Origin of the sequence: Desulfoluna sp., assembly GCF_030145185.1 — a bacterium.
Taxonomy (GTDB): Bacteria; Desulfobacterota; Desulfobacteria; order Desulfobacterales; family Desulfolunaceae; genus Desulfoluna.
This window is the reverse complement of sequence record NZ_JAQYWB010000131.1, coordinates 1-7,342: the sequence shown is the minus strand read 5'-3', so window position 1 is coordinate 7,342 and position 7,342 is coordinate 1. Positions and strand designations below refer to the sequence as shown.

General features: G+C 56.9%; 5 protein-coding genes. All 5 read left to right on the top strand.

What is annotated here, in order from left to right; translation table 11 throughout:
- Nucleotides 1-1,037 precede the first annotated feature (1,037 nt).
- Complete coding sequence (locus Q1Q75_RS22105) at nt 1,038-2,825, top strand: FHA domain-containing protein (protein WP_300675322.1); 1,788 nt, start codon at nt 1,038-1,040, stop codon at nt 2,823-2,825.
- A gap of 442 nt (nt 2,826-3,267) precedes the next feature.
- Nucleotides 3,268-4,764 carry a hypothetical protein gene (locus tag Q1Q75_RS22100; RefSeq protein WP_300675320.1) on the top strand — a complete coding sequence of 499 codons (1,497 nt, stop codon included), beginning with the start codon at nt 3,268-3,270 and terminating at the stop codon, nt 4,762-4,764.
- 275 nt (nt 4,765-5,039) lie between these two features.
- Nucleotides 5,040-5,981: an FHA domain-containing protein gene (locus tag Q1Q75_RS22095; protein ID WP_300675318.1), complete on the top strand. Its 942-nt coding sequence runs from the start codon at nt 5,040-5,042 to the stop codon at nt 5,979-5,981.
- A complete protein-coding gene (locus Q1Q75_RS22090; protein ID WP_300675316.1) occupies nt 5,975-6,787 on the top strand; it encodes a protein phosphatase 2C domain-containing protein in 813 nt (270 codons plus the stop codon). The genes Q1Q75_RS22095 and Q1Q75_RS22090 overlap by 7 nt, the downstream gene beginning before the upstream one ends.
- Nucleotides 6,788-6,986: 199 nt before the next feature.
- On the top strand, nt 6,987-7,342 hold a 356-nt coding region (locus tag Q1Q75_RS22085; protein ID WP_300675314.1), incomplete at its 3' end, for a transposase.

Genomic DNA, 7,342 nt, shown 5'->3' with positions numbered 1-7,342 from the left:
CGGATGCCTGTATGGGGATGGACGGCTGCCAGGAGGATAATGCGGCCCGGGAGAGAAAAATGAAGGAGTCTACATGTCCCGAGTGCGGGAAGCAGGGCTTTGATTACAAGAGAAATCCGAATGGGACTTTGGCCTTTTGTTAACACAAAAGGTTGGGCGGGCCATAAGCAGGACATAGATGACGGGTGGATTTGTAGGACGCGCTTGCGTACCGTCGAAGCACCGAGGCGGTTATCCAAGCCGAAGCGCCAAAACGATTATGGAACCCCATGTTTGGTTGATCGTTGTGCTGCATTGAAATGGCGAAGGGTGTCAGTTTATCGGTCAATGGTGCGCAAGCACACCCTACGTGTCGCGTGGCCGCCGGCGTGGGGGATGCGAGGTAGGGTGTGCTTGCGCACCGCCGAAGCGCCAAAACGATTATGGAACCCCATGTTTGGTTGATCGTTGTGCTGCATTGAAATGGTGAAGGGTGTCGGTTTATCGGGCAATGGTGCGCAAGCACACCCTACGTTTGACACGTGGCCGACTGCGTTGGGGATGTGAGGTAGGGTGTGCTTGCGCACCGCCGAAGCGCCAAAACGGTTATGGAACCCCATGTTTGGTTGATCGTTGTGCTGCATTGAAATGGTGAAGGGTGTCGGTTTATCGGGCAATGGTGCGCAAGCACACCCTACGGTGCGATGCGTGGCCACCGGTGTGAGGGAGATGAGAGGTAGAAAAACGTGATCGCCGGAAAGTTCACCCTAAAATAAATGCCAGGCTGTGTTGGAACGCACACATGGATCCCCGGTCGTTCGGGTATAGGGTAGGGTGAGGTATCACCGTAAACGAACGCAACACAGGGGTTTTCAGGTAGCAGGCAGCCGGGGAAGACGGCATAGATAGATAGAGAGCCGTTGCTGTAGATCTTGCTTTCGATATATTTTTTAAAACTTGTTTATTAAACTTTTCAAAAGTTTAGCCCCCGGCAGGGCCGCCGGAGGCCGTTTTTTTGTTTTGAGAGTCAACAATAGATAGACGATGAGGAGTAGGTCATGAGAATCGTTCGGTGGGCAATCGCGTTGCTCTTTGTCTCTGTGATGGTGGGGCTGCTCGTGCAGCCGGTGCGGTACCATTTTTTGACGGACAAAAAGGTGGCGGAGATCCCTGCGCACACCTCGTACCGACAGGCGATGGAGGTGTTGCTTCCAGAGAGGATCCGGGCGACGGCCGAGGGCAAGAAGTGCGGGGATTTTTTAATCCCGCCCAAGGGGGTGACGGGCAAGTCCGAGGGGCTGCCCTATCTTCTTTTGGATGTTCGGGTGGCGTTGGGGAGCCATGGGGGGTGGCAGCTCTGCGTGGATGAAGCCGTGAAGGGGGCCATGGTGAAGCGGGCGGACGAGCGGTTTAAGCTCTGGGGGGCCATGGGCACCGGCCGGGAGATGATCGCCCATATCAAGAGCCAGAAGGACGCGGCCATGAAGGTCCGGTATTCGGCCCTCTGTTCGATTCAGGCCGTGACGGGCTCGGTGGACGATCGGCGAGTGGTGGTGACGGTGAACGACGAGACCCTTCAAAGTAAGTTGTTCGATGTGTCGGTGGCTTTTATGGCGCCTGGCACTCTCAATGAGCTTTTAACGGCACGGGAGGCCTCCCTTTCTCAGCTGGCCGCGGAGAAGAAAAAAGCGAAAAAACAGCTGACGATCCTGGGGGGGATTTTGGCTTCTTTTGTCCTTTACCTTCTTGGGTGGGGGATTTTTGCTTATCGGGCAAAGGCGAAAAAGGCGGCGTATCATGCCTACCTGATTGGTGAGATCGAAAAGCGTGAGGACCTGGTGCGAAACGGCCATTACGTTGCGGCCCTGGAGCTTGCCGAGGAGTATTTGCTTACCTTTTCCAAGGACACGGAGATAAAAGCCTTTCGGGATCGGCTGGTGGATTTTACCGGTGGGGATCCCAAAAAAGCCCAGCTCGCCTGGGTAGAGGCCAAAAAACTGGAGAAGCGCCTGGCGGCTGCTGCGCCCATGGAGAACGGCAGGTACCTCTTGCCGGACGAGAAGCGCGACATCGGGGGGCTGCTCCCCTACCACCCTGAGCTGAAAACGTCTTATGATCGGCTCCTGGCCATGGACGAAGCAGCCCAAAGAGAGTGGACGGCCGCCGCCGATGGAAAATTTGCCGAGGTGGAAGAGGCGTTCCGGCAAGGAGATCTGCGTCAGGGGCGCTCTCTGCTGGAGGGCTTTTTGAAACTCTATCCCGATTATCCGAAGGCGGTCTCCATGAAGGGGGCGCTTTCGGAAAGCACGGCCCGGAGTTTTACGCTTATGACCGGGGACGGGATCGAGGTGAGGGTGGTGGCATCGGATCAGCTTACCCTGGGGCGAGGCGATGAAGGGGATATCCCTGACGTGGTGCTTGCCGATCGACGGATCAGCAGGCGGCATCTGCGGCTTGTCCTGGACAACGGCGATCTCACGGCAAGCGACCTGGGCAGCGCCGGGGGCACCTACATCAACGGAGACCCCGTCGCCGATGCGGCCTCCCTTGAGGTGGGAGACCTGCTGACCCTCTCCCGGGTGATCAATTTTGATGTTTCGTGCATTCAGAAAAATGGAAGCGGTGCCACCGGAGCCTTGCTTCAGGGCGACGAATTGATTCTCTGCCTGGTGCGGAGCAAGCTTGCGTTGGGGCTCTCCGGCGGTCGTCCTATATGCGGCGACGGTCGGGTCGTGATCTGGCGAGAGGAGGGGACGGCCTGGATCGTGACACCAAAATCGGTGGTGATTCCAAGTGAGAAGAGCAGATACCGACTGGACGACACCCTTGAGATCAGAGAGGGGTAAAAAAAACAGCCTCCGGCGGCAAGGTGGCACCACCTTGAAAGCGGGTTTGCGAATGCGCTTCGGCTGTTGGTACTCCGGGTACCTCGCTTCCGCATTCGCGTGACGGCTGATGGGTGGCAACGGCTGTCGTAAGGGCCTGAGCTGTCGGTGCTTCAGTGTCAATTCGCGGGTTGACATGAACCGGAATAATTCCGGCGGCGAGGTGGGGGCACCTCGAAGCCCTATGGCGAATGCGATTCGGGTGTGGTTATGCCATCTGCATAGCGTCCGCATTCGTGCGAAGTGTAAGGTTGGTGGAAACAAATAATCATACAGTGACTTGCCGGAATACCGCTGGAATTTGACCCGAGGAACGAGGGGTAAAGTCCAGCGGTAACCAGCTTTCAAGGTGGCACACCTTGCCGCCGGAGGCCATATTGAATAGTGACAGGGAGGTGAGGTGATGAAGATCGGACTTAAGGTGATGGGGTTGGTGTTGGGGGCGCTTCTTCTTGTGGGGTGCCTTGGGGCGAAATCGACACCGGAGAAGGGGCTGGAGGCGAAACTGCCCCCGGCCGAAGTGGCTGCGGAGCGGGCACGTCTGAAGGAGATTCGAGCTGAGGCAAAACAGTTTATCTCCGAAAAGAGAAGGGATAAAACCTTTTATATCGGTGAGGGCACGGCCAATATCGGTGCGGACCTGGGCAAAGGAAAGCTTGAGGCGAAGAACCGCGCCCGGGAAGAGCTGGCCCGTCAGATCCGCGTGAAGGTGGAGTCTGATTTCAGCATGATCACCGAAAAACGCGGGATCGGCGCCACGGCGGAAGTCCAGCAGGAGATCACCCAGCGCCTGGAGACCTACACCAGCCAGGTACTCACCAACGTGCAGGAGAGCGAGTCCTTCATCGATTACCCCCGGAAAGGCGACGTGACGGTACTGGTTTTTATCCCCAAAGAAGAGTACGAGGTCAAGGTCAAAGAGGACCTGAACCAGAAGAAAAACATGGTGGTCGAAGCGGTAAAGCAGGCGGAGAAGGCCCTGAAAAATAGAGATTACGTGCGCTCCCTCAAGCAATTCCTTGAGGCGGGGGCCATGCAGCGGGCCTTTTTCGGGGGTGTTCCTGTCTACGCTGAGATCGACGGCGACGGGCTGCGCGACGAATTGTCCAACCACGTCACCTTCCGTGTGGAAGGCATCACCAGCCGCATCCAGCTGACCTTGCTGAACGACAGCTTTCTTTACGACCCGGAAGGCCACCTGGAGAAACAGCCCCGGATTCTGGCCCAGTATCTGGATGGAACCGGCGCCAAAGTACCCGTCACCAGCCTCCCCCTTGCAGCCTCCTTTGTCGAAGGCCAGGGTCGCGTGGGCTCTGGCGTTACAGGCGTTTACGGTCAGGCCGAGTTGGTCGTGTCCACCGTGGACCCCAGCGTGAAAACCGCCGTCCTCCAGGTGACGCCTGATCTTGCCTCCTTAGGCGATTTCACCGCCTACGACCTGCCCCCCATGCGCCCCTTAAAAGTGGACCTTACTCGTAAGCGGGCCGTGGCCCTCCTCGTCCGCTGCAAAAGCGGCAGCAAAGGCGTCAACATCACCGGTCTCGCCGACGCCGTCACCTCCCTGCTCCTGGAACGGCAACTCACCGTCGTCCCCGTTGCCGAAGGTCTGACCGCCGCTTCCGTTACCGCCGAATCTTTAAACGCCGATTACCTCCTGGCTGTGGAGATCGACCCCAGCGGTGGTGGAACCGTGGGCAGCTACGCCAACATGCACGCGGCCCGGTGTGCCGCCGGTCTCTCCCTTTATACCCTTCCAGCCAAAAGCCTCACCCGAAAAAAGAATCTCGCAGCCCAGGAGGGCTTCGGGGTCACGGCTGAAAGCGCGGCCTGGGACGCCTTTGGTAAAAGCCGGGGGCCGATTTTGTCGGCGGCGGGGAAGATGATTAAGGGAATTCAATAAGTGAGTGGTGAGTAGTGAATGGAAAAAAAATGCCTCCGGCGGCAAGGTGAGCCACCTTGAAAGCGGGTTGCGAATGCGCATCGCGTGGCGTTTGGCGGGGTGCGTTGTTCGCCGCAAGGGCGTGGGTCGGTGGTTTGCGAGACGTTAAAAGGTGCGGGAACCGCACCCTGCGTGTCGCGTGGCGGGATTGTTTCGGAGGTCCCGGTAGGGTGTGCCGTGCGCACCGTCAACGCTGAGCACTCTGTGCCTCTGTGGTTAATAAATTTGGGGGAATCATGAGTCAATTTTGTGAAATATGCGGGGAGAAGGTCGAACCGCTTCATCTGTACTGCACGGCCTGCGGGGCCCAGGCCCCCATGAAGACCATAGTGGGGCGTTTTGCCGAGCCGGAATACGAGAATCCGGTATATTGCTGTGGCTGCGGAAAAGCGGCAGCAAAAGGGTCCGCCTATTGCGGGTGGTGTGGGAGCGATCTGTACAAAAAAGGAGGCGGGGCCTCGCCCTTTTGCCCCTGGTGCGGTGAGAAGGTCGGGGTTGAGGCAAAAATCTGCTCGTCCTGCGGAGGCTCCATGGAGGACTGGTTTGCCATGAAAGGGGCGGTGGCCTGGGAGTTGGGGTTCCAGGGAGAGTTTCTGCTTAAGGAGAAGATGACGGGGCTTACCTATCATTTCAGGCCGGGAAAAGGCGTCACCATCGGTCGGGCACCGGACAACGACATCGCCATCGTCTGCGCCTGGGTCTCATCGCATCATGCGACGATCGACGGAGCGTCAGGGGCGCTGGAAGACCTCTCCAGTTCCAACGGCACCTACATTAACCGCAGCCCGGATCGCATCAGCCGTGTACCCCTCCATGAGGTCCGAGAGTTCAACGTCGGGGGCAACTTCACCTTTACCCTGGAGAAAGGGGCAGGGCTTTTCGCCTTTCGCCTGACGGCCATTTTGGATGAAGAGGCCTGTATCAAAAACGGGGATTCGGCCTGTTTCGAGGCCCTTCGAAACCGCTGCACCATTCTTCTGGAGGGGGACCAGACCCTCTACATCCGCAAGCTTGACGGCTATTTTACCCTGACCCCGGATATGACTTACGACCACTACAAAATCGAGGTGTCGGAGGGCTGCTATCACTATACCGATGAGAAGCGGGGGATTAAAGGTGTGTTGCTTAAAAAGAGCCGGGACAACTGGCCGGTGAACTGGGTGGTATCATCATGTTGATGAATAATAAGGGTCTGTTTGGTCTGTTCTCAAAAGATGTGGCTGTCCACGTTGCCGCAACGGATATGGGTAAGAAATACCTGCACAACGAAGACGCCTTTTTTCTCCCCGAAGCAAACCCCACCTGGGAGGTAACGAACGAAAAGATCGAGGACTCCGGGCGGCTTTATATTCTCTGTGACGGCATGGGGGGCGGCAAGGCGGGGGAGGTGGCCAGCAGCTTGGCCACTGGATGGATCGCACGGGATTTTTATGCTCAGCCTCTGGATGGGAGGAAACCGACAGAGCGCCTGGCAGCCCTGGCGTGCGAGACCAACGCAAAACTCCACGCGCTGGCGAAAAACCATGACGCCTATGACGGCATGGGCACCACCCTCGTGGCGGCCCATATCCGGGAAAATAGGTTGACCTTGGTCTCTATCGGCGACAGCCGGGCCTACCTCTTCCGGGACGGCGACCTGCGCCAGCTCACCGAAGACCACACCGAGATCTGGCCCCTCTATAAAAACAGCTCCCTCACCAAGGAAGAGCTCCGGACTCACCCCCGAAGCAATGTCCTCTCCAAGGCCCTGGTGGTCTCCGAAGCCATCACCGCCGACGACCTCTTTATCACCACCGAACCCTTCCGAGAGGGTGATCTTTTTCTTTTGTGCAGCGACGGCCTCACGGACATGGTGCCCGAAGAAGAGATCCGGGGGATTATGGCAAAAAAGAAAAAGATGGCCTGGAAAGCAGACCAGCTGGTGGCGGCCGCCAATCGCAACGGGGGACGGGATAATATCACGGTGGTGCTGGTCAGGGCTTAGCCCCCGGCGGCTCTGCCGGGGGCCAAACTTTTGCCAATTTTTATGAAACCAGGGGACGGGCAAGATGCGCTTGATCTTTCAAACACCCCATGAGATGATCACCAAAAAGTCCAACACACTTTATTTACTTTAAATTTATATTTAAATCCCCTCTACCCTACCAGAGATTCTGACATGAAATCCCAAGGAGAAGAGCCTTATGCCTCGTATTCCCCGGATGCTCAGGACAGATTCAAACCAAAAAACGGTTTACCATGTAATCAGTCGCACGGCGTTGGACGGGCTGCCCTTTAAAGACGCTGAGAAAGACGAATTGGTTCGTGTCATCAAACGATTTTCAATGGTGTATGCGGTGGAGGTCATCGGATTTTCAATTATGGGGAATCATTGGCATCTCCTTACTGAAATATCGCCGGTTTCCATGCTCTCGGATGATGAAGTGAGGCGTCGATTTATGCTTCTCTACACAAAAGGCACGGAGTTCCCTGAAGGCCAACTGGAGCACTACCGAGAACGGTTTTCAAGCTTGTCCTGGTATGTAAAGGATATCAAGCA